General features: G+C 45.7%; 19 protein-coding genes, 4 tRNA genes and 1 rRNA gene. 17 read left to right on the top strand and 7 right to left on the bottom strand.

The features are described 5' to 3' along the window. Positions 1 to 3: 3 nt before the first annotated feature. The 4 genes from NIAKO_RS25340 to NIAKO_RS25325 are packed head-to-tail and all read left to right on the top strand — an operon-like array spanning position 4 to position 4,183. The gene (locus NIAKO_RS25340) at positions 4 to 870 is read left to right on the top strand and encodes an AAA family ATPase (protein ID WP_014221306.1); all 867 of its coding nucleotides are present in this window, start codon (positions 4 to 6) and stop codon (positions 868 to 870) included. Then, on the top strand, positions 867 to 2,006 hold the full coding sequence (locus NIAKO_RS25335) for a vWA domain-containing protein (protein WP_014221305.1): 1,140 nt from the start codon (positions 867 to 869) through the stop codon (positions 2,004 to 2,006). The genes NIAKO_RS25340 and NIAKO_RS25335 overlap by 4 nt, the downstream gene beginning before the upstream one ends. Next, on the top strand, positions 1,999 to 2,997 hold the full coding sequence (locus NIAKO_RS25330; protein WP_014221304.1) for an XdhC family protein: 999 nt from the start codon (positions 1,999 to 2,001) through the stop codon (positions 2,995 to 2,997). Before NIAKO_RS25335 ends, NIAKO_RS25330 begins: the two co-directional genes overlap by 8 nt. Before the next feature lie 46 nt (positions 2,998 to 3,043). Beyond that, positions 3,044 to 4,183, top strand: coding sequence for an XdhC family protein (locus NIAKO_RS25325; RefSeq protein ID WP_014221303.1), 1,140 nt, complete (start codon positions 3,044 to 3,046; stop codon positions 4,181 to 4,183). 88 nt (positions 4,184 to 4,271) lie between these two features. Here NIAKO_RS25325 and NIAKO_RS37935 read toward each other — a convergent pair whose 3' ends face one another. The 5 genes from NIAKO_RS37935 to NIAKO_RS25305 form a co-directional block, all read right to left on the bottom strand. Continuing rightward, positions 4,272 to 4,547: a c-type cytochrome gene (locus NIAKO_RS37935; RefSeq protein WP_014221302.1), complete on the bottom strand. Its 276-nt coding sequence runs from the start codon at positions 4,545 to 4,547 to the stop codon at positions 4,272 to 4,274. Positions 4,548 to 4,558: 11 nt separating this feature from the next. Further along, positions 4,559 to 5,782 carry a hypothetical protein gene (locus tag NIAKO_RS25320; protein ID WP_014221301.1) on the bottom strand — a complete coding sequence of 408 codons (1,224 nt, stop codon included), beginning with the start codon at positions 5,780 to 5,782 and terminating at the stop codon, positions 4,559 to 4,561. A 43-nt stretch (positions 5,783 to 5,825) separates the two neighbouring features. After that, positions 5,826 to 6,191, bottom strand: a complete 366-nt coding sequence (locus NIAKO_RS25315) for a c-type cytochrome (RefSeq protein WP_107685605.1) — start codon at positions 6,189 to 6,191, stop codon at positions 5,826 to 5,828. 665 nt (positions 6,192 to 6,856) lie between these two features. Next, positions 6,857 to 6,928: transfer RNA gene (locus NIAKO_RS25310), tRNA-Glu, on the bottom strand. Between the two features lie 123 nt (positions 6,929 to 7,051). Then, a tRNA-Glu gene (locus tag NIAKO_RS25305) sits at positions 7,052 to 7,123 on the bottom strand. 911 nt (positions 7,124 to 8,034) lie between these two features. On the opposite strand from NIAKO_RS25305, the gene gap reads away from it, so the two are divergent. From gap to NIAKO_RS25285, 4 genes are all read left to right on the top strand, one after another. Then, positions 8,035 to 9,075, top strand: a complete 1,041-nt coding sequence (gene gap, locus NIAKO_RS25300; RefSeq protein ID WP_014221297.1) for a type I glyceraldehyde-3-phosphate dehydrogenase — start codon at positions 8,035 to 8,037, stop codon at positions 9,073 to 9,075. A 139-nt stretch (positions 9,076 to 9,214) separates the two neighbouring features. Beyond that, complete coding sequence (locus tag NIAKO_RS25295) at positions 9,215 to 10,411, top strand: phosphoglycerate kinase (protein WP_014221296.1); 1,197 nt, start codon at positions 9,215 to 9,217, stop codon at positions 10,409 to 10,411. Positions 10,412 to 10,547: 136 nt separating this feature from the next. Beyond that, a complete protein-coding gene (locus NIAKO_RS25290) occupies positions 10,548 to 11,207 on the top strand; it encodes a hypothetical protein (protein ID WP_014221295.1) in 660 nt (219 codons plus the stop codon). A gap of 110 nt (positions 11,208 to 11,317) precedes the next feature. Beyond that, positions 11,318 to 12,001: a hypothetical protein gene (locus NIAKO_RS25285; protein ID WP_014221294.1), complete on the top strand. Its 684-nt coding sequence runs from the start codon at positions 11,318 to 11,320 to the stop codon at positions 11,999 to 12,001. Here NIAKO_RS25285 and NIAKO_RS25280 read toward each other — a convergent pair whose 3' ends face one another. Continuing rightward, complete coding sequence (locus NIAKO_RS25280; protein ID WP_014221293.1) at positions 12,002 to 13,099, bottom strand: PQQ-dependent sugar dehydrogenase; 1,098 nt, start codon at positions 13,097 to 13,099, stop codon at positions 12,002 to 12,004. A 181-nt stretch (positions 13,100 to 13,280) separates the two neighbouring features. On the opposite strand from NIAKO_RS25280, the gene NIAKO_RS25275 reads away from it, so the two are divergent. From NIAKO_RS25275 to NIAKO_RS25260, 4 genes are all read left to right on the top strand, one after another. Further along, a complete protein-coding gene (locus NIAKO_RS25275; protein ID WP_014221292.1) occupies positions 13,281 to 13,871 on the top strand; it encodes a LemA family protein in 591 nt (196 codons plus the stop codon). Positions 13,872 to 13,881: 10 nt separating this feature from the next. Beyond that, positions 13,882 to 14,343: a TPM domain-containing protein gene (locus tag NIAKO_RS25270; RefSeq protein WP_014221291.1), complete on the top strand. Its 462-nt coding sequence runs from the start codon at positions 13,882 to 13,884 to the stop codon at positions 14,341 to 14,343. A gap of 105 nt (positions 14,344 to 14,448) precedes the next feature. Then, complete coding sequence (locus NIAKO_RS39625) at positions 14,449 to 15,249, top strand: TPM domain-containing protein (protein ID WP_014221290.1); 801 nt, start codon at positions 14,449 to 14,451, stop codon at positions 15,247 to 15,249. A gap of 182 nt (positions 15,250 to 15,431) precedes the next feature. Next, a complete protein-coding gene (locus NIAKO_RS25260) occupies positions 15,432 to 16,349 on the top strand; it encodes a TPM domain-containing protein (RefSeq protein ID WP_014221289.1) in 918 nt (305 codons plus the stop codon). Positions 16,350 to 16,475: 126 nt separating this feature from the next. On the opposite strand, the gene NIAKO_RS25255 is transcribed toward NIAKO_RS25260, so the two are convergent. Continuing rightward, positions 16,476 to 18,974, bottom strand: coding sequence for a M1 family aminopeptidase (locus NIAKO_RS25255; RefSeq protein ID WP_014221288.1), 2,499 nt, complete (start codon positions 18,972 to 18,974; stop codon positions 16,476 to 16,478). 166 nt (positions 18,975 to 19,140) lie between these two features. On the opposite strand from NIAKO_RS25255, the gene NIAKO_RS25250 reads away from it, so the two are divergent. From NIAKO_RS25250 to NIAKO_RS25230, 5 genes are all read left to right on the top strand, one after another. Continuing rightward, positions 19,141 to 20,889 (top strand): DUF4476 domain-containing protein, encoded by a 1,749-nt coding sequence (locus NIAKO_RS25250; RefSeq protein ID WP_014221287.1) that lies wholly within the window; start codon positions 19,141 to 19,143, stop codon positions 20,887 to 20,889. Positions 20,890 to 21,019: 130 nt separating this feature from the next. Next, on the top strand, positions 21,020 to 21,787 hold the full coding sequence (gene truA, locus NIAKO_RS25245; RefSeq protein ID WP_014221286.1) for a tRNA pseudouridine(38-40) synthase TruA: 768 nt from the start codon (positions 21,020 to 21,022) through the stop codon (positions 21,785 to 21,787). A 722-nt stretch (positions 21,788 to 22,509) separates the two neighbouring features. After that, positions 22,510 to 24,038 (top strand): 16S ribosomal RNA (locus tag NIAKO_RS25240). 110 nt (positions 24,039 to 24,148) lie between these two features. Continuing rightward, positions 24,149 to 24,226 (top strand) — tRNA-Ile (locus NIAKO_RS25235). A gap of 43 nt (positions 24,227 to 24,269) precedes the next feature. After that, positions 24,270 to 24,346: transfer RNA gene (locus tag NIAKO_RS25230), tRNA-Ala, on the top strand. The last annotated feature ends 127 nt before the right edge of the window (positions 24,347 to 24,473 follow it).

Below are 24,473 nucleotides of genomic sequence, written 5' to 3'. Positions count from 1 at the left end.
CCTGTGCAGTCGATTAGTAGTCCGCGTGAAATAATCGAAGCGTTGGAGAAACACCAGTACGTGGCTGATGAGGAATTTGCCACAGCCCTGTTCCTGTTGCTCAGGCTTCGAAAGCCATTGTTGCTGGAAGGACCGCCCGGAGTGGGAAAAACTGAAATTGCCGTTGTGTTGTCGCAATTGCTCGAAACCAGGCTTATAAGGCTTCAATGCTACGAAGGCCTGGATATCAATGCAGCTGTTTACGAATGGAATTATCAAAAACAATTGCTTGGTATAAAGCTCCAGGAAGGCGCCGGTCTTTCTGTGGAAGAAAAAGCACATCACATTTTCAGCCAGGAGTACTTACTGATGCGGCCATTATTGCAAAGCATCATGGAAAAAAGAAAAGCACCTGTTTTATTAATAGACGAGATCGACAGAAGCGATGAAGAATTTGAAGCTTTTCTGCTTGAACTGTTATCTGTATTCCAGATCAGTATACCGGAGTTGGGTACGCTTAAGGCGAAACATAAACCATACGTGATCCTTACATCGAACCGGACCCGTGAATTGAGTGACGCATTAAAACGCCGCTGCCTGTATCACTGGATCGATTACCCGGACCTTGAAAAGGAAATGCTGATCGTAAATAAAAGATTGCCCGGAATTGAGCAGCTTTTATTGCAACAGGTGGTTGGCTATGTACAGGAATTCAGGAAACGTAAACTGGAAAAAACGCCCGGCGTAAGTGAAACGATAGACTGGGCAGAAAGTTTGGTGGCGCTGGGTTACAGGGAAATGAATGCAAAAGCATTTGTACAAACGCTGGGAGCTGTTCTGAAATCCGTAGATGATATAAACCAGGTGAAAAATGAATTTGCCGCATCATGAAACAACAGGCATTTCAAACAAACAGTATTGCGGAAAGCATTGTGGCCTTTGGACAATATGCCAGGGCCCAGGGCCTTAATGTGGGTATACAGGAAACACAGGATGCTCTACGCTGTTTAAATGAAGGTTTAATGGGTGACAGGAACAGTTTTAAATATGTATTGAAAGCGATCTTTTGTACTTCGCCGGAAGAAAGAGAGGCATTTGAGAAATTATTTCTTCTTTACTGGGATACCAACCCTTTAGATCTGCAGGAAAGAAAGAATAGAACTTCCCGGCAGGGATCTTTTGAAAAAAAGGCCGTTGCCTCCCTGGTGATGCTCGGCTTCGGAAAAACAGCTGCCGACGAGGAAGAAGGCCGCACCATTTCAGGTGCCAATAGAACTGAGCGATTGATGCGCACAGATCTTTCCAGGTTGAACGAAATGGATGCTGCCTTGCTCGAAAAGATAGCCATGAAACTGTTTATGCAAATGGCATTACGGTTACGCAGGCGGATGAAAGAAGATCGTAATAAAGGACAGATCAGCCTCCGTCGTACGATCAGGCGAAGCATCGGCTACGGCGGTGAACCAATGGAATTATTCAGAAGAGCTCAGAAGCCTCAAAAACAACGGCTGATCGTTCTGCTGGATGTAAGCGGCTCAATGGATAAATACAGTTATTGGCTGCTTCGTTTTATTTATGCATTGCGTGCCTGTTTCAGGCAACTGGAAGCATTTGTGTTTAGTACTTCCCTGATAAGGATCAGCAAATCGTTACAGTCAAACCGTCTCGACACTGTTTTGGTTTCTATAAGCGAACAGGCTAATAATTGGAGCAGCGGCACACGAATAGGTGAATGCCTGGCTGAATTCAACAACAAATATGGGAAAATGCTGCTGAACGGATCGCCTGTGGTACTCATATTAAGTGATGGATTAGACACCGGCGAACCTGCCCTGCTTGAGCAGGAAATGATTAAAATACATAAAAGAGCGAGAAAAATAATCTGGATGAATCCTTTAAAAGGAATGAAGGGATATGCACCCGAAGCGAGAGGTATGAAGGCTGCGCTTTCCCAAATAGATGACTTTCGTTCAGCACATAGCCTTGAAAGTTTATTAGAGCTTGAAAATATTTTGGCAAATGTTTGACAAATTTTTAGAATATGCACTTGAGCTGAAAAAAAAGCATGAGCCGTTTGCTATGGCCACTGTTATCAGGCGGGAAGCGCCCAGCAGCGGTAAAGCAGGCGATAAGGCATTGGTAAATAAATTTGGCGAGATCCTGGGCTGGGTGGGTGGCGGTTGTGTTCAGGGCATCGTTATCAGGGAAGCGGAAGATGCTATGAAAAGCGGTGAGCCGAGGACTGTAATAATCGGAAAATCAAACCTGCCATTGAAACACCCTGGCGTTAAAGTATATGAAATGACCTGTCAGAGCGATGGAACGATAGAAATATTTATTGAACCGGTGATGCCGCAACCACACCTGGTAGTGTTTGGAAAATCTGCTATTGCAAAGTCACTGGTGAAACTGGCTCATGTTGCCGGCTATCGCATCACCGGTGTGGCACAGGGCGCCAATCTTCAAACATATGAAAACGTGGATGAATTGATCACTCAAATCAGCCTGGCGAATGTGAAAACAACACCATCTTCGTTCATTGTAGTGGCTACACAGGGCGACCAGGACGAAAAGGCGTTGGAGGAGGCATTAAAAAAGGAAAGCGCCTATGTAGGGTTCGTTGCCAGCAGAAAAAAAATGGCGTCCATAGCAAAGCAACTGGCTGATGCAGGAATTGACAGGAATGCTATTGCCGCCATCAAATCACCGGCGGGTATTGATATCTGCGCTAAAAGCCCTGAAGAAGTGGCCATCAGTATACTGGCAGAAATGATACAGGTTCAGAACAGCGCGCCAGGCCAGGGGTTATTTGACCGGTTTGATGAATCGAAAGCCGAAACAGGGACATCACCAAAATATTATATCAACCCGGTTTGTGGAATTCCGGTAGATATGAATAAACCTATGCATATCGTTGACTACAAGGGAGAAAAAGTGTATTTCTGTTGCGATGGATGCAAGGTGGCATTTGAAGCGGACCCGGAAAAATATTTGAAAAAAATAAAAAGTTCCACCTGATAAAATTAAAGAGCTGTTCTTCACAAAAAGAAGAACAGCATTGTATATGAAAGAACTTCGTGAAATAGTAAAAGCATACGATGAGGCCATTCGCGCCGGAAAAAAAACTGCCCTGGCTGCAGTAGTGCATTTGAATGGATCTTCTTATCGCCGGCCGGGCGCACGCATGTTGGTGACAGATGATGGCGGGTTAACCGGTGCTATCAGTGGCGGGTGCCTGGAAGGAGATGCTTTGCGCAAGGCCATGCTGGTATTGGCCCAGCAACAACCGAAGTTGGTAACATACGATACTACCGACGAAGATGATGCTACTATAGGCATTCAATTAGGATGCGCCGGTATTATCCAGGTGTTGTTTGAACCTGTCGATCCCAATAATCACAATAATCCCATCCAGCTTTTACGCAAAATGATCGCGCTCAGGCAAAAATCGGTTATGGTGACATTATTTTCATTGGAAGATAAGAAAAACGAACAGGCCGGGACCTGCCTTCTCCTGGAAGAAAATGGAAATATCTCAGGAACAATTCCATATCCGGAATTACACGACGCTATAATGAAAGATGTTCATGAGGCAATGCAGAAACAGTCTTCTTTTTTTAAAAATTATGCCGGCGAAAAAAAATCGGTTTCTGCGTTCATCGAATTTTTACAGCCCTCCGTTTCATTGGTAGTGGTAGGAGCAGGAAATGATGCCATACCTATGATGCAGATTGCAGGCGCCATAGGGTGGGAGGTTAGGGTGGTAGATGGCCGAAGTACATACGCCAGGCCTGAACGTTTCGCCAGTGCCTGCCAGGTATTGGTTAGCAAACCGGAAAAAGCACTGGACCAGATACCTGTTGATGAACAGACTGTTTTTGTAATGATGACGCATAATTATAATTACGATCTTGCCATGCTGAAAATACTGTTGCAGCGGAATGTTAAGTACATTGGCTTACTGGGGCCGAGGAAAAAGCTCGATCGGATGCTTGATGAATTGCATAGAGAAGGGATGCAGTTAAGCGGGGCGCAATTGAATACGATTTATGGACCGGTGGGTTTGGAAATTGGTGCCGAAACAGCAGAAGAGATTGCGCTCAGTATCATCGCAGAAATAAAAGCCGTGCTGGCCGGCAAATCGGGCGGATCATTACGCAACAAGCAGGACGTGATTCATCCGGAAACGGATGCTTTCCGTTGAAAGTGAAATTGAATTTCAAGAGTGCATCTCTTTCGCCGGTTTATGGCGTCTGTGAGGTAGTTTATTGTTGGATATAGCGAATTAGTAATTATTGATTTAGAAATGAAATGATCTTGTCTCTTTCCTTATCGGTTAGTTGTGCCCTTGTTTGCATGTGCATGCCAATCGTTATCCACTGCTCGCGGGAAAATGTATTCGAAGGTGGGGTATTATGACATCGCTGGCAGTTTTCGGCCCAAAGCTGCGCTCCTGTTTTTTCAGCCACTTTCCTGCTTTCAGCGCAGCTATTTATAAGAACAACCAGCAAGGTGCTAAACCCCGCTACCATAACCCAGGTGATTTTTTTTTGTTCAAATATTTTCATATCCTGATTTTTTAGAGTTGGATGGCGAATTGTAAATAAAGATTGTTCATGTCTGTTATACCGGGAACGCCGCCGGCCGAAACATTAGCAGTACTTGTAGAGTGTGTCCAGGCATAGGTAAACTTAAGCACAGACCTCCATGATAACCAGTAATCCAGCCCGATATCTTCTTCGTGGTAATTTTGTCCCCAGGTAGAATTTTCGGGTGTTTTAAAATTAACATATCTGAATGCCAGCTCAAGATTCTTTACCAGGTTGCTTTCAGCAGATACAGGTCTGATGGATATTTGTGCAAAAGCCGATGAACTTTTGTTATCGAAGGTGTAAAGCGTTGAATCGGTAGGTTTGATATATTGCTGGCTATTGGTGGTGATTCTGCTGTATTGTGCTTTCACGTTTATAAGAAAGGGCGTTATAGTTTTAACATAGTTAAGGTCGGCTCCATACATAGTGCTATTCGCTTTGCTAAGTCGGGAGTCGGCATCTCCTGCGCCACCATAAAGACCTGAAATGCCTATTTCCAGGGATGAATTGGAAAAGGGCAACAATGCAAGCCTGCCGCAAACTGTTTTTTTTGTATTGTTATCTGTGATCCCTGCAGGCTGAAGCTCTCCGTCGGGCAATAGTTGCAGGCCGTTGGTAAGACTAACCGCATAGCTCCATTTCATATTGCCCAGGGGAAGTCCACCGCTCACTTCTACACCGAAATCGGTTCCCGGCAAATCAATTCCTTCGGGGTCCGGGGCCAGTTTATTGATCCAGCCTGCGGCCAATCGCCTGTTATAGATGCCGAAGGGCAATACAAAATAACCTCCTCTGATGGTTAGTCCGGGAGCGGCAAAATAACATAAATCTGCCCAGTTCACTTCCAGGGCGCCGCCGGTATAGGAGGGCTCAAATTCGAGAAGCCATTTTGTGCCATGCCGCCAAAGTAACATGGGGCTGAATTCGTACCGGTCAGCATCGGGAAAGCTATTTGTTTTGGTGACCTGTTGCGACCCTGATGGCGGTTGGTATTTTGTTGTGGTAGCTGCAAAGCCTACTGTTGCCAGTCCCACAACCATAAAATGGCTCTCCCCCGGTTTTGTTTCTGCAACCTGCTTTTCCAATGCAGCTACCCGTTCCAAAAGAGCTGAGTCTGTTGTGTTAATCTGTTGTGCATTTACAATGGTCCCTGGTACTAAAAAAGTAAATGTGAAGATGACCCATTGTGTTAGGATTTTTACAGATCTCATATAAAATCGTTTTGGTTATCAATGAATCTTATGGCAATGGATGTTATTTTTTCTTTCCCGGTTTTGCAAGCGAACGGATATAGGTAACAATCTCCCATCGTTGTTCATCAGTAAATGTCTTTTTATAGGAAGGCATTGGTGTACGGCCTTCAGTGATTTTCCAGAAGAGAGAGCCGTCTGATTCGTTTTGTACAAAAGCCGAGGTATGGTCGGCTGGCTTGGGATTTAAACCTGCAGCAGCAGGTCCATCACCACGTCCTTTATCACCATGACAGGGGCCGCAATTTGCTGTATACAAAGCTTTGCCGGCAGCCAGTATGTGGCTGTTGGCCACCAGCGGATTCTTCAGGTCGTCGGCCTCTTTGGGGGCCATCCATTTGGGTGTTTGGGCAACAGACCGGGAGAACATTGTATTATGTGTAAGAAAAGCAAGCAAAACCAAACTTATGATGGAAAGTAGATGTGCATGGGGGTGCTTTTTAATCATAACATGTAAGATTTTTTATTAAAAATCGGAAGGTGATAATGCCAGCGCCTCACCTCTTCCGGAAAAGACAAAAAAGTATTTGTTCCATTGAAAATGATCTTTGGAATATGCTATTTCAAAGCAAACTGATGAGTGCGGGTCTCTTTAGGAGGATACCTGATTATTAAGACAGATATTAGATATAGGTACTTTTATATTATTCTTTACTCTTTCTAATTATGGCTCTGCATATTTAGTTCAATGACTGCTGTCATTAAGCGGGGATATAAATTTATATAATAAAAATCAACCGAAATGTTGATCCATATCATAGTGATTTGGAATGATAGCCTCATAACGCCAATTTTCTCTAAACAACCTGGTATAACTTTTAACGGGCCACAACACATAAAGGTTGTTGGACTGTCACTCAAAACCCCTGAAGTTTGATCGTTACTTTGCAATTAAGAAGGCCTATGATATGTGAGGTTGGAAGACATCTTCCGTTACTGCACCTGCGACGAGCAGGTATAGAATGGCTTTATGGTTTAATGAAGTGTAACAAAAAATCCCTCCCGACGAGTCGAGAGGGATTTTTTTAAGTTTTGTACCGCGTACGGGATTCGAACCCGTATCACCACCGTGAAAGGGTGGTGTCCTAGCCCTTAGACGAACGCGGCTTGTCTGGAATGCAAAGATAGGTATCTGTTGTTACCCATCCTCTTTTTCTCTGCCGGGGGAACAAAAAAGCCTCCCGACTTGTCGGAAAGCTCTTTCAATTTTGCCAAGGTTGAAAACCTTTGTACCGCGTACGGGATTCGAACCCGTATCACCACCGTGAAAGGGTGGTGTCCTAGCCCTTAGACGAACGCGGCTCGTTTTTGGGAGTGCAAAAATAGGAAACTGTCCTGTTCTACCAAAAAAAAGCCCGGTTTCTTTTAAAATATTTTTATCGGGCTCTTCTCTACGACTAAAATAGGACGGTCATGCTAAAAAACAGGATGATCTTCCCTGACCCTTGTATAGAACTCCAAATATTGAAATAAATCTTCCCTTGTTTTTATATTGGTTGCAAACCACTGCCAGAACCATACAGATATTATTTTCCTTTTCTCAAACCTGATAAGCACTACAGGACTATTTACTGCATAGTTGCCACGCTCATAAGATAGTAATAAGTAATTTTTTGACAGTCCCAAATACAATAGCTCGCGGTCTGGGATCAAAAAACTGAATAAGGACACCGAGCACCCAATGTTGGCAGGCCGACCCCGATTAGCTATGCTAAATCTACAATCTGTCCAGCAGTTCAGGGCTCTTTTTATAAACCGGGGAATTTTACCTCTCCGGTTGTAATCTTTGAATGGAATGCTCCGCATCGTGTCAAGGAGTTGACATGAGTATATGCTGTCGGGTATAATGATTGACGTGTAGGGGAAAGTACAGCGAGTTCTCTGGCTATAGCTCCAGGACGAGATAAAAATCAGGGACAGGATTAAATAAATATATCTCATGCCACAATTAACGATTTGTTAGCATGGTTTCTTGTTGCTGCGCGTTTTCTTTCACCCGGTTCCATTTGCTTTCAAATGCTTTTAAAGCCCTCCAAAAGTGTAGGGTAATGGATTTCATAAGTAAGTGTTGGCTACACGTTTAGCCCCTTTATGTGGAAATGCCGGCGCGCAACCGGTTGCGGCCCGGTTTGCACATAAATTTCACCGGTTTATTTATAACCAAAATTGTAACTTAGCCCCGCAAATTTTAACTAACACAAAATATCCAGATCATGAGCACAGTTAAAGTGGCGATCAACGGTTTTGGTCGTATCGGCCGGTTGGTATACCGCCAGATTTATAAAATGGAAGGAATTGATGTAGTTGCTATCAATGACCTTACAAGTCCTAAAGTTTTAGCCCACCTTCTTAAATACGATAGCGCTCAGGGCCGTTTTGATGCTGAAGTAAAAAGTACCGAAAATTCTATTATAGTAAATGGCGATGAAGTAAAGATCTATGCACAGAAAGACCCTGCTCAGATTCCCTGGGGTCAGCATGAAGTAGACGTTGTACTGGAGTGCACTGGTTTCTTCACTGATAAAGCAAAAGCCGAAGCGCACCTGACTGCAGGCGCTAAAAGAGTAGTAATTTCTGCTCCTGCTACCGGCGATCTGAAAACTATCGTTTTCAACGTTAACCACTCCATCCTCGATGGTACCGAAACTGTGATCAGCTGCGCAAGCTGTACCACAAACTGTCTGGCTCCTATGGCCCAGGTACTCGACGAAAAATTCGGTATCGTGAACGGTCTCATGACCACCATCCACGCTTATACGAACGACCAGAACACCCAGGATGCTCCGCACCCTAAAGGTGACCTGCGTCGCGCCCGCGCTGCTGCTCAAAACATCGTTCCTAACAGCACTGGTGCTGCCAAAGCCATCGGCCTGGTATTACCAAACCTGAAAGGTAAGCTGGATGGTTCTGCTCAACGCGTACCTGTACTCACCGGTTCTTTAACTGAGGTAACTGCAGTACTGGCTAAAAAGACAACCGTTGAAGAATTGAACGCCGCTATGAAGGCTGCTTCTAACGAAAGCTTCGGTTACACTGAAGATGAGATCGTGAGCAGCGATATCGTAGGTATCACATACGGTTCTTACTTCGATGGTACACAAACACGTGTTCAAACTGTAGGCGATACCCAACTGGTTCGCACAGTTAGCTGGTACGATAACGAAATGAGCTACGTTAGCCAGCTCGTTCGCACCGTTAACTACTTCGCAAAGCTGATTAACAAAGGCGCTGCAAAAGCAACTGCCAAAGCTTAATAAATTAACCACAGGTGTAGTTTAGGCTACATCCTGATTAACCACAAAGCTATTGAAAGCGGGTACGCCCAGGATAATCCCTTAGTCGGCCAATGCTATCAATAAACTTTGTGGTTAACTTTTTTAAAACTATCTCTTCATGTCTACATTCAGCCAATATAACTTCAAGGGTCAGAAAGCGCTGATCCGGGTTGATTTTAACGTTCCGCTCGATAAAAAAACGCTCGCCATTACCGACGATACCCGCATTAAAGCGGCGGTTCCTACTATTAAAAAGATCCTGGGCGATGGCGGCAGTGTGATCCTCATGAGCCACCTGGGCCGTCCCAAAGAAGGGCCCGAAGACAAATCTTCACTGAAGCACCTGGTAAGCCATATTTCTGAATTGCTGGGCACCAATGTACAGTTCGCCAATGACTGCATTGGTAAGGAAGCGGTTGACAAAGCAGCTGCTTTGAAACCCGGTGAAGTATTGTTGCTGGAAAACCTGCGTTTTTATAAAGAAGAAGAAAAAGGCGATGCCGGTTTTGCTGAAAAATTAAGCAAACTGGGCGATGTATATGTGAATGATGCCTTTGGTACCGCTCACCGTGCACATGCTTCTACCGCCGTGATCGCACAATTCTTTCCCCGCGATAAAAAAATGTTCGGCCTGCTGATGGAAAGTGAAGTGAAAAGCGCCGAAAAAGTAATGAACAATGCCGAGAAACCTTTCGTGGCCATCATTGGCGGCGCCAAAGTTTCCGACAAGATCCTCATCATCGAAAACCTGTTGGAAAGAGCTACCGACATCATCATTGGCGGTGGTATGGCTTATACATTTGAAAAAGCCCAGGGTGGTAAAATTGGTAACTCCCTGTGCGAAGACGATCGCCTGGATACTGCCCGTGAGCTGTTGAAAAAAGCGGAAGCCAAAGGCGTTTGTCTGCATTTTCCTTCTGACTCCGTGATCGCTGATAAATTCGACGCAGCTGCGCTTACTTCCAACGCCCCCAGCAATAACATCCCCGATGGCTGGATGGGGCTTGACGTAGGTCCTAATGCCTGCGATCAGTTCATCAACGTTATCAAACGCTCAAAAACCATTTTGTGGAACGGTCCTATGGGAGTGTTTGAAATGGAAAAGTTTCAACACGGTACCAAGTGTGTTGCTACCGCTGTGGCAGAAGCTACTCAGGATGGCGCGTTCTCGCTGGTAGGTGGCGGCGATTCTGTGGCTGCCGTAAACCAGTTTGGGTTTAGCGACCAGGTTAGTTACGTTTCTACCGGTGGTGGCGCTATGCTGGAGTTCTTTGAAGGTAAAGAACTGCCTGGTATTGCTGCGATCAACAAATAAATTTACATTATACTGTTAACCGTGCCGCGTTCTGTAAGAACGTGGCATTGTTTTTTTATTAATAGTAGTTTTGTAAAGATGGCACAGTTTTGCCGGTTAGGTAGGAGGGGAATTCACTTCTGTAAAAACGGAAATTATGAAGACGCGTAACTTTTTGCTGCTGCTAGTAGCTGCCTGGGTGTTTGTATTTGTAGCCTGCTCAAAGGAAAAAAGTAATGAAACAGGCGTAACTCCTGGCGGAAATCCCACCGATACTTTGCCCAATGCCGGCGATACCACCAAATCTGTAGTAGGTACCTGGAAGTTTATCTCCGTTCAGGGTACCGGCAATCAAACAGCTGAGTTTAGTCAGTTGGGTGTTGCCCTGAAGGCCATTAGTAACAGCAACTTTACTTCGCAGGATAATGGGGGCACCGTCACTTTCGACAACTCAACCATGACCGCAACCGGCATAACCCTGAGCGTGCACACCAGCCCTAAAGCCTATTTGTACCAGGGTTCTTTACTCATCGATTCCTTCCCCTTGCCGCTCGATCAAACCGTTTCACCCCAAAGTGCTACTTCCAATTATACTAAAATAGGTGCCGACTCGCTGAATTTTGCAAACGGTGGTTTCCTCGATCTGCTTACGGGTGGTTTGTTGCCTAATGCGCCCACCGGTTGTAAAGTGGCGTTTAGCGGCAATACCATGAAAATGACAATCGTGTACGATACCGTTACCACCCAGGATTACCAAGGCGTACCGGCAAAAGTTACCATCCACCAGGTATTAGTTGTTACCCTGCAAAAAACTTAAGGATGCTGTTAAGGTTTAGTTGTAAATTTTTCAGAATGCCCAATGTTTTGGCGATATTCTATATTTGATGCGTAATTTCACGCCCTTGATTGAGGTCAAATACAGCATTTATGAGAAATTTTACCCCTTCCCTGTTATTCGGTTGTATCTTATTGCTATTAGTTTCCTGCTCAAAAGAAAAGAGTGTCGATACCCTGGGCTATACCCCTGGCAGCAGTAATAATGGAAATAATGGTGGCAATAATAATAACAATACTGGTGGTTCCAGCACCGGAAGCGAAATTGGTACATGGACTTTCATAAACATGCACGCTACCACACTTTCTTCGGTTGAATATAATGCTGGCGGCAGTAATGAAAAGGCGGTTACCGTAAGCGATTACACTACCCAAAACAATGCGGGTACCATTACGTTCGATGGCTCAAAAATGACAGCTGCCGGGCTGGCGTATGACGTGAATGCAACAGCCACCACGTATATGTATACAGATAATGTGCTGGATGATTCAATAGCCTTTCCATTTACGGCCAACATACCTTCATCCACGGCTTCCAATGCAACCTATAAAAAGGTCACTTCCGATTCCATCTATATTCAGTCTGGGGTATTCACCGGTATGGATCCCAAAGGTGGAACCACCCAGGGTATGCCCGCAGGTTACCGGCTATCATGGAATGGAGATAAAATGTACATGTCGATGTCGTACACGCAAAGCACCAGCCAGGTAGTATCAGGCATAACGCAGAAAACGACCATGCGCATTACTTCAGTCACCACCTTGCAAAAGAAATAACTACTTTTTCGAGATCTCAACGATCTTATCATCATTTCCATTATCCGTACACACATATACTTTCCCTTCGGGAGAAATGCATACGTCGCGCATGCGGCCGTATTTATTTACATAGAATTCAAACGTATTGTCGATGCCGGTGCGGGCGGTGTTTAGTTTTAACTGGATCAACCGGCTGTTTTTTAGCACGGCGAGTAATAGGGAATTTTTCCATTGCGGGATCTGGTCTTTATCATAATAATCCAGCCCGCTGGGAGCAATGGTAGGCGTCCAGGCCCATAAAGGCTCGCGAACGTTGTTGGCAGTACAAAAGCTTTGTTCACTACTGGTATTGCAAAAACCGGTAACGGTTGGCCAGCCGTAATTACGTCCTTTTTCAATAATGTTGATCTCGTCGTCAGTGTCGGGTCCATGTTCCGAACTGTAGAGGATGTTGTTGGCGTAAACCAGTCCCTGTGGGTTGCGATGCCCGAAACTCCAAACAGGGCTGCCGGCAGTTGGGTTATCGGCCGGAATGCTACCGTCCAGGTTTAATCGTAACACTTTACCATTGAGGGCGCTTTTGTTTTGCGGGTTGGTTTGATCGCTGGCATCGCCGGTGGTGATGAATAACTTTCGATCGGGCGTAATCAATAACCGGCAGCCATTGTGAATGTTGGAAGCTTTTATATTGTCAATAATGGGCTGGGGGCTGGTAAGGGTGGAACCATTGTAGGTATAACGGACGATCTTTTCCTGGTAATTGGTTCCGCTCATATAATCGTACGCCACAAAAACCTGGGGCGTAGTGGCAAAATCAGGATGCAACACCATACCCAGCAAACCGCCTTCGCCCTGGGCAGTTACCTCAGTAATTGTTAATAACGGAGTAACCGCACCGGTAGCAGGGTTCACCCGGCTGATTTTACCGTTACGTTCTGTCATCCAGATAAAATTGTCGGGCCCCCATAGTATTTCCCAGGGGTGGTTGAGTTTGCCGGTAAGAACAGTGTCTTTCAGAAGAGCTGCCGTGGCGTTGTTGTTTTTATCTTTCTTTTTGTCGCAACAGGTGATAAACAGCGTGATACATAAGCCACTGTAAACGATCATTTGCTTCATAAAATAAGATTTAGCCAACCCTTCTGTAACGAAAACCATGCCGCTGCGACTAAATATTGCATACTATTGGCAATTGGGCGGCTGGTGTACGTTAAACGGCCACCCACTGGAATGCATAGCTTAACAGTTTGTGAATCAAATGAATTGTGTACATTTATAAGACATAAAACTCTAAATTGATATGAAATCTCGTAATCTGGTCCTCATAGTTGTTGTGGTATTCATTTTAATACTCGGAGGTTGTGGTTGCAATGGATATAATAAGCTGGTAAATCTCGATGAAAATGTGAAGAACAAATGGAATAACGTTCAAAGCGATTATCAGCGCCGTGCCGACCTGATCCCGAACCTGGTAAGCACTGTAAAAGGAGCTGCTAATTTTGAACAGACTACCTTAACCCAGGTAATTGAAGCAAGGGCAAAAGCTACTTCTGTAAATATTGATGCAAATAACCTCACGCCTGAAAAGGTACAGCAGTTTCAACAGGCACAAGGCCAGTTGAGCAGTTCTTTAAGCAAATTGCTGGTTGTAGCTGAACAGTATCCGCAATTGCAGGCTACACAAAATTTCAGAGACCTGCAGGCGCAACTGGAAGGTACAGAGAACCGCATCAAGGTTTCCCGTAACGACTTTAACGCTGCGGTGCAGGATTATAACTCTACTGCCCGTCGTTTCCCTAATAACATCTTTGCCGGTATGTTCGGGTTCAAAACAAAAGAAGGTTTCACCGCCGATACTGGTTCTGAGAAAGCACCACAAGTAAAATTCTAAAAATATCCTAATGGCCTATAACCCTTTCGCAAGAAGAAAAGAATTTTTTTCGCGCGACGAACAGGAACGTATTATAAATGCCATTCGCGTGGCCGAACAGCAAACCAGCGGCGAGATCAGGGTATATACAGAAAGCAGGTGCCGGTTTGTTGATCCGCTCGATAGAGCCGCTGAGGTTTTCTGGGGGCTTAAAATGGATATGACCAAAGACCGTAATGGCGTACTGGTATACATTGCCATGAAGGATCGCCAGTTTGCTATCCTGGCCGACCAGGGCATTCACGAAAAGGTTGGGCAGGCTTTCTGGAACGAGGAAGTATCGGTAATGAAAAAACATTTTATCAATGCCCTGCCTGCAGATGCCATCGAAGCAGTGATCACGGATGTAGGGCAGGCGTTAAGAATGCATTTCCCATACGACCGCGCGACCGATAAAAATGAATTACCCGACGATCTGGTGTTTGGGAAGTAAACGCATGTGCCAGGTTACAAGTTCCAGGTTGCAGGGAATTTGTTTGATGGAACCCCCGAAATCTGCAACTTGTAACAGATCAAATAAACTGATAGGCTTTTTGTAATGATAAATAGACTCAAACTACTCCTGCTTCCGGCCTTGTGCTTTATTTCGTTTTTGGCGTCGGCGCAGAATATTCCCGCCCGGCCGAATCCGCCAAAGTTGGTAAATGACTTTGCCGGCGTATTGTCGGCAGAAGAACAACAACGGTTGGAACAACAACTGGTGGCGTACGACGACAGCACCAGTAACCAGGTGGCCGTTTTACTGGTTAAAACACTCAATGATTATCCTATTGAGGAATATGCATTGAAGGTGTTGCGTGGCTGGGGCATCGGGAATGCAAAAACAAATAATGGCGTTCTCATTTTAGCTGCTATCGACGATCGCAAGATCAGGATTGAAGTAGGGTATGGCCTCGAAGGGGCTATCCCTGATATTACAGCCAATCACATCATCGACAACGATATAAAACCCAACTTCAGATCGGGGGATTATTATGATGGGCTGTCGCAAGCGGCCAACTCCATCATAAAAGCAGCCGCAGGTGAATACAAAGCCCCGGCGGATTACCGCAAGAAAAAGGGCGGCGGCGGATTCCCGATCGGTCTCATCGTATTCATCATCATTGTGGTGGTGATCTTTGGTGGCCGAAATCGTGGCGGCGGCGGTGGCATGATGAGCCGTCGTGGTTCAGGCTGGTTAGGCCCCTTTATATTGGGTAATATGCTCGGCCGCAGCAGCGGTGGTTTTGGTGGCGGCGGCTTTGGCGGCGGTGGTGGCTGGAGCGGCGGCGGTGGCGGTGGTTTTGGCGGCTTTGGTGGCGGCAGCGGCGGAGGCGGTGGCGCCAGCGGAAGTTGGTAAGTATAGGCATCAAGGGAAAGAAGTAACAAAGTACAAGTAAACAATCTATTGAGATATTGACTATCAAGTTCCGGGTTCAAAGTTCAAAGTTTTCAAAACAGCGGACTCTGAACTCTGAACCCGGAACCTGAAACTTTGAACTTAAAGCCTTGAACTTTAAACCTAAGCCTCCTGAACTAATCATGCGCTACTTATTAACTGTATCCCTTCTTCTGTATACTTTGTTTTCTTTTTCCCAGAATAAGGAACTAAAGTCTTCTTTTGTAAAGAAATTACCGGTACCGCACAAAGCGGTGAATGACTTTGGCCGGTTTCTTATCAGCAGCGAAAAAACTACGCTGGAAATAGAGCTGAAAAGCTATCTGAAACAAACTTCCAATGCAATTGTAATTGTTACCCTCGACTCGTTAACCGATCCCAAAACAAAACAGGAATACACGGTTGAAGAAGCCGCCTCGTTATATTTTAATGCCTGGGGTATTGGTGATAGCATGAAAAACAATGGTGTGCTGTTGCTGGTAAGCCGTACACCCCGGCGTGTTCGTATTGAAATAGGAAAGGGGTTGAGCGCTGTGTTGGATAACGGGTTCTGCCAGTATATTATTGATAACGACCTGGTACCGAATTTTAAAAACGGCAAATTTTTTAATGGGTTTAAAGAGGCAATCATCGGGATTGAAAACAAGCTTGCCAGCTCACCGGCTCCCCAGGCAGCGGTTGAACCTGCCGCTGAATCTTTTACCACCATAGCGCCCGCAACAAACAGCAGCTGGTTGGAGTCGATGGGAATGGGGATGCTGCAAGTTGGAGAATTCATTCTCGGAATAATTGTTATTGTTGCTCTTGCCATGTTTGGGTCAATGAACAGGTTTTCCCGTGGGTATTATTCCGGTGGCGGCTATCGCAGAGATGAATATTGGTCATCCAATGATGATGATGATCGATGGCATAATAACAATGATAATTCATCCGACTCGTCCTCGTCATTTATTTCGTCATCTTCAGATGCTTCATTCTCTTCCTCCTCATCTTCCTCTTCGTCTTCTGATAGTTATAGTGGCGGAAGCAGCAGTGGTGGGGGCGCCAGCGGAAGTTGGTAATAAAGCAGTTCGTAAGATGCGTAAGTAGAAGATTGTAATTGCCGTTAATAACCTACGAATCTAAGAACCAAAACAAAAAGCCACCCTGTTACCAAGGTGGCCTTTCTTATAACGAACTTAATTTAATTAGAAACCTTTCTTATCTCCTGATGATTCCATTTTCGCTTTAATATACTCGATCTGCGCAGCAGGAGCATTGGCAGCTTCTTTCTTTTTAATAACTATCGTGGTGAGCTTGTCGTTTACATACGGAACCAAACCGTAGGCAGCCAGGGCATCACGAAATTCGATCACCAGATCAACACCCTTCTTTACTTTCTCGGTATCTTTTACGTCACCCAGGAACTGGCAGAAAGGTATCAGCAGGTTGAATTTAGCTTGTGAAATCGGCATATCACCAAATAATTTGGCAACAATGTCGAAGTTGTTTTCGTTGCCTGATTTAATCATGATAGTGGTGATGGCTTCAATCAGTTTGCCCTTGGAAGGAAACTTCGCCAGGCGTTTTGCCTCAGCTACAGCCGCAGCGCTGTCTAACTTAAACAGGGCTTCCAGCGACATGCCGGCAACAGTATACGACGAATCGTTTACGTGTTTGGTGAAAAGCGATTTATAAGCACCGTTGTTACATTGAACCAGGGCGCCCAGCGCGCTGGCGCGTACCGTTGCTTTAGGATCATTTTGTGCAATCTCGGCCAAAATGGGTTCAGCCTGTTTCCTTAATGCTTCATTGTTTTTCAGGTCCAGTCTGCCGATGGCGAAAGAACGCAGTCCAAAGTATTTATCTTTTAAGGCCAACAGCATCAGTTCCTGTGCTTTGGGATTGCCCTGGATTTTGCTGGCGGTGTCAATCGCTTCGCGGCGGTCGAGGTAAGTGCCGGCATATTTGTACTGGTGAATAAAGTTCTCCAGTGTTTTGTTGTCTTGTTTCTCGGTCAGCAGGGTTTTCTTACCATCAAAGTTTACCAGGTCCGGGTGCTTATCGTAAGGGAAGGAGAAGGTTTCTTCTTTTTGTTTTACCCATACATTGTGGCGAACTTTTTCAGCGCCGGTATAAATGTCGATGGCCACTGGCAAAGTGAATACTTTATTACCGGCCTGTGTTTGTTTAACCGTAACCTGTACTTTTTTGGCGGCATCATCGTAATTATAATCGATGGTCAGTTTGGGATGACCCGCACCATAATACCACTGGTTCCAGTACCAGTTCATGTCCTTACCGGTTACTTCTTCAAAAGCCAGACGCAACTGGTGTGCTTCACCTGTTTTAAATTTATTGGTAGTGAGGTACAGGTTCAATGCTTTAAAGAAAGCGCTGTCGCCTACATAGCTGCGCAGCATGTGTAAAATGCGGCCGCCTTTGTTATAGCTTACGGCATCGAACATGGCTTCTTTATCGTTATAATAAAAACGAACCAGGTCTTTTTTCTCGCTACCGCTTTGCAGATAGCCTTGCATATCGCCAAAATTCTGGGCATCGCCGGCATCTTTACCATATTTATATTCATCCCACAGGGTTTCGCTGTAGTTGGCGAACGATTCGTTCAGCGTGAGGTTGCTCCAGCTTTCGCAGGTAACCAGATCGCCAAACCACTGGTGAAACAGTTCGTGCGCAATGGTGCTTTCCCAGCCGTTTCCATCAACCAGTTCGCGGGCATCCTGCTGGGCGTTTTCCTGGTGCAGGGTGGCGGTGGTGTTTTCCATGGCGCCGCTAACATAATCGCGGCCTACAATCTGTGAGTATTTCGCCCAGGGATATTCAACACCCAGGATCCTCGAATAAAAGCCCATCATTTCGGGGGTGTTGCCAAAGATCTTTTTAGCTACGGGCGCGTATTCTTTTTCCACATAATAATTTACTTCTTTGCCTTTGTAGCTGTCTTTAATAACGCTGTAGTCGCCTACGCCCATAAAAAACAGGTAAGGGGCGTGCGGCAGTTCCATTTTCCAGTCGTCGGTGCGGGTGCCATCGCCATTGTTCTTTTGAGAAACCAGTTTACCGTTTGAAAGGGTTACATATTTGGCCGGAACGGTCATAATGAACTCGTTGGTAGTCTTCTGGTCGGGTTTGTCAATGGTAGGGCACCATACAGATGTAGCTTCGGTTTCGCCCTGTGTCCAGATCTGGGTAGGTTTATCTTTTTCTTCGCCTTTAGGGTTGATGAAATACAGGCCTTTTGCATCGGTAATGGCCGCGCTGCCCTGTACTTTTACTTCATCGGGTTTGGCGGTATATTCAATATAAACGGTGTACTGTTCGCCGCCTTTATAAGTTTTATCGAGATTGATATTCATTTGCCAGCCGTCGTACTGGTATTTCAGGGGTTGGGTAGAACCGCCTTTTACGATGGCTACTTTGTGAATTTCCATACCTTTTGCGTCGAGGGTAAGGGTATCGGTAGGGTAGAAGTGGGGGGCCAGGGTGATCCAGGCCTTGCCGTTCATGTATGATTTACTATAATCGAATTTTACGTCCAGTTTGGTGTGAACCAGGTCATTAATGCGCGGCGCGCTTTCCCGGTACTCTGTTTTCCATGAGGTGTCGGGTGTTGGCTCTTCCTGTTGCTGGGCCCACAGGCGGGGCAGTATTCCCAGGGCCAATATTACTAGTGAAACCTTTCTCATATCGAAATTTTAGAATTTAAGAGGTGTAAAGATAGGCGGGCGGCTCCTTAATAATTGTAAAAAAATATATAAGTGGCTGTGGTAAAAAGGCAAATGAAGTAGATTTGCTACCATGAGCAATCCTTACCGACTTATAAAACTGTTTGCTTTTGTAACAGGGTTGTGTATGAGTTCGTATAACACAGCGCTGGCACAGCAGTCTTTATATGTGTATTTACAGTCTGAAAACCTGCAGCCATTTTATGTGCAGATGGATGATAAGGTATACAGTTCCTCTGCTATCGGGCACCTGATTATTGCCGGACTGCCCGATCAAACCTGCAATTTCGAGATCGGTTTTCCGCAGCAGGCTTCCCAGCCGCAGCGGTTTTCTATTCCATTAAAGAATAAAGACCATGGTTTTCAACTGGTTCAGCGCTCCAAAGGTTGGGCCCTGCTCGATCTGCAAACCGATGAAACCATCAAACCCACGAAAGACCCTGGCAACAGCAACCTGTTGTATGGCGAACGCAAAAAGGATGATGCTTTTGCTACCTTAATGGCGGCCGTGGTAAATGATTCTTCCGTTTTATATACCTCAATAGTAAAGAAGGAAGCTGATAAAGTGCCTGATGTAGCAGGCGCCAACGATAAACCAGCCGATAACCAGGCAACGGTGAAGGGAGAAGAAAAAACGGTTCAAACCCAACAGATGGTTAATCCTTACAGCGTAGAAGCGATTGTAGATTCAGCTGTAAAAAAGGGTTCAACTCCTACCCCAGGTACTTCAACAGGTACAACGCCCGCAACAGACTCTGCGGTTACCAAATATGATCCCAAAGAGCGCAGCCTTACCGATAAACCGGTAGTAGCCGGCGTGGCCAAAATTCAGCAGCAAACCAAAAACGGGGAAACCAAAATGGTGTTTGTCGATAGCAGCGAAACCCCCGCCAAAGTAGTTACGGTTTATATAAATGAAGAAAAGGAGGCGGAGAACAAGCCTGCGGTTCAAACCCAACCTGCCGTTACGCCCGCCACTGATAACAGCACTACTGCAAATGTTGTAAAGAACGAGGCCAAACAGGAGCCGGAGGTCAAAGATTCGGGAAGGATAATACCACAGCCCAAAGAACTGGTTGCCGAACAGATAAAGAAAGAAACCTGGCATGCGGCCGCTGAAGAAAAAAAGCCTGCCACCACCGATACAGTTACTATCATTCTGGAATCGCCGCAAATGAAAAAAGCTGTGGCAGCGGAAGAACCAAAGCCTTTGTACCGGCCCAAACCCGAAACGCAGCCCGAGCCTGTAAAGCCGGTTGCGAAGGATACGGCTGCCGGAACTGCTAAACTGTTCGACTATGGCAAAATGCAGGTAGAACTGGTGCAGGGTAATGCCGTGGTAAAGGAAGAATCGGTAAAACCGGTTGCAGCGGATAGCTCAGTTAAAACTGCCGTAACTCCTATTAAAAAAGACAAGGAAGAACCAGCCAAAGAAACGCCTAAGGCGGTAATGGAACAGGCGGTTACCAAAAAAGATACGGCCGTAGCGGTTACAAAACCGGCCGAAACAGAAAAACCCAAAACGGTTGAACCCGAAAAGAAAGCAGCAGCCTCCGGCAAACTGGTAATGATCAATTCAGACTGTCAAAAGCTGGCCACCGATAACGATGTAGATAAAATGCGGGTGAAAATGATGGCCGAGGGCGATGAGCAAAAGCGGCTGGCTGTAGCTCAGAAGTACTTCAAGACCATGTGTTTATATGCCAAACAAATAAAGGCTTTGTCAGAGTTGTTCACTGGCGACGAGTCAAAATATAAATTTCTCGAACAGGCTTACCCCTTCGCTGCCGATACGGCAAACTTCAAGCAATTGTATGAATTATTGAGCGATGAAGCTTATGTAACCAGGTTTAAAAAGCTGGTTAGGTTGCAGTAGTCTGGTCTGAACCGGAATTTATGGGATGTTTGAGACGAGACAAATGGCACCTGCATGGCCCCTGAATCCCCATAGGACTGCCTGAGGATTGCCCAGGTAAAACTTTGAACTAAGAATTAACTTGCGCCCCATGAATCGATATTTTTTGGAAGTGGCATACCATGGCGGGCGATATGCAGGCTCGCAGGTGCAGCATAATGCGTTGACGGTACAGGCTGAGCTGGAAAAAGCCCTGGAGGTTTATTTCAGGGGGCCGGTGCCGTTAACCGGGTCGTCCCGTACCGATGCGGGGGTGCATGCCAACCAGAATTATTATCATTTCGACCTGGAGAAGCCCATTAATCCCAGGGCTATCTATAACCTGAACGCTATTTTACCGGCCGATGTGGCCATCAGGCAGATTGTGCCGGTGGCTGAAACAGCCCATTGCCGGTTTGATGCCATTGCCCGTGAATATGAATACTTTATTTACCCGGTTAAAGATCCGTTTATGGTAGACAGGGCCTGGTTTTACCCTTATACCCTCGATATGGAGGGGTTGCATGCCGCCGCTGCGGTACTGAAGGAGTATACCGACTTTACCTCGTTTGCCAAACGCAATTCCCAGGTGTATACTTTTAACTGTAACATCCTATATAGTGAGTGGAAGGTGCAGCCGCAGGGGTTTGTTTACCGGGTTAAAGCCAACCGGTTTTTGCGGGGTATGGTGCGTGGTTTGGTGGGCACTCAGTTACAGGTGGCAAGGGGTAAAATAACCCTGCAACAGTTCAGGGAAATAATCGAAGCAAGGGACTGTACACGGGCAGATTTTGCGGTGCCGGGTCATGGCCTGTTTTTACAAAAAGTAGAGTACCCCGATACGTATTTTTTAAACACGCAAAATGTTAAAATCGGTTGAACATAATAGTGGGGTGTTAGTGATGCAGGTGATGAAACAATTCTGCGTGCGAATTAATAAGTGTAAAAACGCCTGTAAAAAAATATTCAGCTGAAACCCTTGTGGGGTGGGCGTTTCAATAAAGCGCTGAAAATAAGAACGAAAATTATTTGGTAGTAAGTCAAACACGCCTATCTTTGCGGCCCGCTTTACAAAAAAGCACATAACACAAAAGCTCTTTACATAGAAATCGTTTACCTACTGCACTTAAAATAAGCACTGATACAGAGGAGAAGAGCAGAAGAAAAAGATGAAAAAAAGTTTGGAAGTGAGAATGAAATGCGCTTATCTTTGCAGCCCGGTTTGAACGAAAAAGCTCTTGGAAAATTGTAACGAAATCGAAGAAAAAGAAATTGTGAAAAGAGAAAGAAAAATTTTGAAGCAATAGATGAGAAACACTACCTTTGCAACCCCAATCGAAAAGATAGGGAAGTGAGGAAAGAAGAAGAGGGGAGAGCGCAAAGAAACGAAGTAGATAATAACGAATGAGTGAGAGGGGACAGAGGTAAAGGAAACATAACATACGATATTTGAAGATCTTTGAAAGTTTGGAAGCAACAGCACTTGAATAATTTCAAGTAAATTAATCAAGGTAAGAATCTAGCGACTCGAAAAAAATTAACACGATTCACAAAGTTGATTTTCTTATTGAGAGAATTTAGCTAAGTGATCAAAACTCATTTACAATGGAGAGTTTGATCCTGGCTCAGGATGAACGCTAGCGGCAGGCTTAATACATGCAAGTCGAGGGGCAGCGCAGTGTAGCAATACATGGGCGGCGACCGGCAAACGGGTGCGGAACACGTACGCAACCTTCCTTCAAGCGGGGGATAGCTTTCGGAAACGAAAATTAATACCCCATAGTAATGTCTGATGGCATCTGAGGACATTTAAAGATTTATCACTTGAAGATGGGCGTGCGCCTGATTAGGTAGTTGGCGGGGTAACGGCCCACCAAGCCTACGATCAGTAACTGGTGTGAGAGCACGACCAGTCACACGGGCACTGAGACACGGGCCCGACTCCTACGGGAGGCAGCAGTAAGGAATATTGGTCAATGGACGCAAGTCTGAACCAGCCATGCCGCGTGGAGGATGAAGGTCCTCTGGATTGTAAACTTCTTTTATCGGAGAAGAAACCCACGAATTCTTTTGTGGTTGACGGTACCCGATGAATAAGCACCGGCTAACTCCGTGCCAGCAGCCGCGGTAATACGGAGGGTGCAAGCGTTATCCGGATTCACTGGGTTTAAAGGGAGCGTAGGTGGGCTGGTAAGTCAGTGGTGAAATCTCCGGGCTTAACTCGGAAACTGCCGTTGATACTATCAGTCTTGAATGTTGTGGAGGTAAGCGGAATATGTCATGTAGCGGTGAAATGCTTAGATATGACATAGAACACCGATAGCGAAGGCAGCTTGCTACACAATTATTGACACTGAGGCTCGAAAGCGTGGGGATCAAACAGGATTAGATACCCTGGTAGTCCACGCCCTAAACGATGGATACTCGACATACGCGATACACAGTGTGTGTCTGAGCGAAAGCATTAAGTATCCCACCTGGGAAGTACGACCGCAAGGTTGAAACTCAAAGGAATTGGCGGGGGTCCGCACAAGCGGTGGAGCATGTGGTTTAATTCGATGATACGCGAGGAACCTTACCTGGGCTAGAATGCAATTTGACCGTGGGTGAAAGCTCATTTTGTAGCAATACACAGATTGTAAGGTGCTGCATGGCTGTCGTCAGCTCGTGCCGTGAGGTGTTGGGTTAAGTCCCGCAACGAGCGCAACCCCCATCATTAGTTGCCATCAGGTAAAGCTGGGAACTCTAATGAAACTGCCGTCGTAAGACGCGAGGAAGGAGGGGATGATGTCAAGTCATCATGGCCTTTATGCCCAGGGCTACACACGTGCTACAATGGAAGGGACAAAGAGCTGCCACTTGGCAACAAGGCGCTAATCTCAAAAACCCTTTCTCAGTTCAGATTGGAGTCTGCAACTCGACTCCATGAAGCTGGAATCGCTAGTAATCGTATATCAGCAATGATACGGTGAATACGTTCCCGGACCTTGCACACACCGCCCGTCAAGCCATGGAAGCTGGGTGTACCTAAAGTCGGTAACCGCAAGGAGCCGCCTAGGGTAAAACTAGTGACTGGGGCTAAGTCGTAACAAGGTAGCCGTATCGGAAGGTGCGGCTGGAATACCTCCTTTTTAGAGATGCTCGCAGATAACAAATCTTTTTGGTTGTTGCTTCACTTAACTTTCATAGAATACTTTACGTTCTTTTAAAAAAGTAACCCGATAACAAGGGCGCTACAAACAGATCCGTAGCTCAGCCTGGTTAGAGCACTACACTGATAATGTAGGGGTCAGCAGTTCAAATCTGCTCGGGTCTACCAAAGCTAATAGCTATTAGCTGATAGCTATCTGCTCAAATAATTTGGGGGGTTAGCTCAGTTGGCTAGAGCATCTGCCTTGCACGCAGAGGGTCATCGGTTCGACTCCGATATCCTCCACCAAATAAGGTTCGGGGGTAGCGAGTTGGCTAGAGCATCCCGGCTTACCGTCGGGAGGGTCATAACGACTCCGATATCCTCCATAACAAAAGTTCTTTCAAACGGATGTGACATAAAGGTCTAAAGGTTC

Origin of the sequence: Niastella koreensis GR20-10, assembly GCF_000246855.1 — a bacterium.
Classification (GTDB): Bacteria; Bacteroidota; Bacteroidia; order Chitinophagales; family Chitinophagaceae; genus Niastella; species Niastella koreensis.
This window is presented reverse-complemented; position numbering and strand designations above follow the sequence as displayed.